The sequence below is a fragment of the Streptomyces murinus genome (assembly GCF_002154555.1).
Classification (GTDB): domain Bacteria; phylum Actinomycetota; class Actinomycetes; order Streptomycetales; family Streptomycetaceae; genus Streptomyces; species Streptomyces murinus.
The window spans coordinates 1-2560 of sequence record NZ_MUNF01000791.1; the positions used below are offsets into that span (position 1 = coordinate 1).

Consider the following 2560-nt stretch of genomic DNA (forward strand, 5'->3'; position numbering starts at 1 on the left):
GTGCACCCCGTGGGCGCCGACTCCTGGGCCCAGCAGGACGTCTTCGCCGCCGGCATGTCGGTCGGCGCGCCCCCGGACGCCTTCAACGCGCGCGGCCAGGACTGGGGCCTGCCGCCCTGGCGCCCCGACCGCCTCGCCTCCTGTGGCTACGCCCCCTTCCGCGAGCTCCTGCGCGCCCTGTTCCGCTACGCGGGCGCCCTGCGCATCGACCACGTCATGGGCCTGTTCCGGCTCTGGTGGATCCCCCAGGGCAGCCCGCCCACCGAGGGCACGTACGTCCATTACGACGCCGAGGCCATGCTCGCCGTCCTCGCCCTGGAGGCCGGGCGCGCCGGATCCGTCGTCATCGGCGAGGACCTCGGCACCGTGGAACCGGGCGTCCGCGAGACCCTGCAACGGCGCGGCGTGTTCGGCACCTCCGTGCTCTGGTTCGAACGCGACTGGACCGGCGACGGCCGCCCGCTGCCCCCCGAACGCTGGCGCGCCGACTGCCTCGCCACCGCCACCACCCACGACCTGCCGCCCACCGCCGCCCGCCTCACCGGCGACCACGTCGAACTGCGCGACCGGCTCGGCCTGCTCACCCGCCCCGCCGCCGAGGAACGCGCCGAGGCCGTCGCCGACGTCACCGAGTGGCTCGCCCTGCTGGGCGGCCTCGGGCTGGTGGACAGCGTCGGACCGGCGGACAGCGCCGGACTGGCGGACAGCGCCGGACTGGCGGACAGCGCCGGACTGGCGGACAGCGTCGGACCCGTGGGCAGCCCCGGACCGGTGGGCAGCACGGCGACCGGGCCGCCCGGCACCGACGAGGAGGCGCAGGTCCGCGCCGTCCACCGGTTCCTGCTGCGCACCCCGGCCCGGCTGATCGGCGTCTGGCTCCCGGACGGCGTGGGCGACCGCCGCCCGCAGAATCTGCCGGGCACCTGCGCCGAATACCCCAACTGGCGGTTGCCGATCGCGGACCGCGAGGGCAGGGCGGTGCCGCTGGAGGAATTGACGGCCGCCCCGCGGCTGCGCGCCCTCCTGGAGGTGTTCGCCCAGCTCAAAGGGGGTTGAGGGGGCGCTACGGGACCCCGGGCGCGCGTCCTTCCGGGTGATTCGCTAACTTGAGATCGTGGACAAGAAGAACGCCCTGCGCGCCGGCACCCTGGGCGCCGGTACGACGCTGATGATGCTGCTCATGTCGTCCCCTGCGCTCGCGCTGATCCGCGACGACGGCGACGACCCCGGCCCGGGCCTGAGCGTCGTCCAGACGCTGGGTCTGTACGTGCTGCTCCCGCTGGTCCTCTTCGGGGTCATCGCCGGTCTGGTGATGGTGCTGTCCCCCAACAAGAGCAAGACGCCCTCGTCCAACATCAACGTCAAGCCCGACGCCCAGGCCAAGGTCTGATCGCCGGACCATCTGTTCTTACGCCGGGGGCGCCTGTCCTCCCGTCGGTACGTGCCTGTCGCGTACCCGGGTGAGGTCGGCGCCCTCGGCGTTTTTGCGGCCACGCATTCCTGTTTTCTACGACTGCTCGGGTGCCGACCGGCTGAAGGCGGCCGGGAGCAGCTCGGCGACGGGCAGCCGGGTCAGCCGCCGCCCCTCGGGCTGTACCAGGACGTCGATGCCGGGGAAGTAGTCGATCAGGACCTGCCGGCAGCGGCCGCAGGGCGGGATCACCGCCATGTCCCGCGAGCGCACGGCGACCATCGCGGTCAGCTCGTACGCCCCCTGTCCCGCGGCGGCGCCGATCACGACCAGCTCGGCGCAGGGGCCGCCGGTGAAGTGATAGACGTTCACGGCCGTGACGATCCCGCCGTCACCGGTGCGCGCTGCCGCCGCCACGGTGTGCAGGTCGGGGCGCGCGTACTCCTCGGCGACGCGGCGGGCGGCGGCGACGAGGGCGAGGTCGGCGTCGTCGTCGGCTTCGGTGCCGGCGCCGATGCCGTCAGTGGTGTTCACGGGCAGTGAGTCTCTCCCGGCGGGAGGCGTACCGCATCTTGTTTCACGGGTTCGGCGCGGTCAGATAGCGCTGCACCGTCGGGCCCATCCAGGCCACCAGTTCCTCCCTGGTCAGCGCCTGCGAGGCGGGCATGCGGAGGACGAAGCGCGTGAGCGCCAGGCCGAGGAGCTGGGCGGCGCAGAGCGCGGCGCGGGCCGTGACCTGCTCGGGGTCGGGGCACACCTGCCGGGCCACCGGGAGCAGCTGGTCGCGGAAGACGCCCTGCATCCGCTCGGCCCCGGCCTGGTTGGTGACGCCGACCCGCAGCATGGCCCGCAGCTGCTCGTTCCCCTCCCACAGGTCGAGGAAGTGGCTCACCAGCGCGCGGCCGGCCTCCTCCCGCGGCACCGGCGTGAGGTCGGGCAGCCGTAGATCGACGTCGATGGCCGAGGCGAACAGTCCCTCCTTGCTGCCGAAGTAGCGCATCACCATCGACGGGTCGATCCCCGCGTCCTTGGCGATGGCGCGGATGGTGGCCCGGTCGTAGCCGTCGGCGGCGAAGCGTTCGCGGGCGGCGGTGAGGATGGCGGTGCGGGTGGTGTCGGAGCGGCGGAGTGCGGGTGCAGGCGTGGTGG

Annotated in this window: 4 protein-coding genes; 2 read left to right on the top strand and 2 right to left on the bottom strand. The window is 73.6% G+C overall.

The features are described from left to right. The coding region (locus CCN72_RS35085) for a 4-alpha-glucanotransferase (RefSeq protein WP_143664312.1) at positions 1-1056 on the top strand (1056 nt) is incomplete at its 5' end. A 58-nt stretch (positions 1057-1114) separates the two neighbouring features. After that, on the top strand, positions 1115-1390 hold the full coding sequence (locus CCN72_RS35090; protein ID WP_085564762.1) for a hypothetical protein: 276 nt from the start codon (positions 1115-1117) through the stop codon (positions 1388-1390). A 117-nt stretch (positions 1391-1507) separates the two neighbouring features. On the opposite strand, the gene CCN72_RS35095 is transcribed toward CCN72_RS35090, so the two are convergent. Both CCN72_RS35095 and CCN72_RS35100 read right to left on the bottom strand, forming a co-directional pair. Next, the gene (locus CCN72_RS35095; RefSeq protein ID WP_244174633.1) at positions 1508-1945 is read right to left on the bottom strand and encodes a cytidine deaminase family protein; all 438 of its coding nucleotides are present in this window, start codon (positions 1943-1945) and stop codon (positions 1508-1510) included. 43 nt (positions 1946-1988) lie between these two features. Further along, positions 1989-2560, bottom strand: a 572-nt coding sequence (locus tag CCN72_RS35100; RefSeq protein WP_244174634.1) for a TetR/AcrR family transcriptional regulator, incomplete at its 5' end; no start/stop codon positions are given.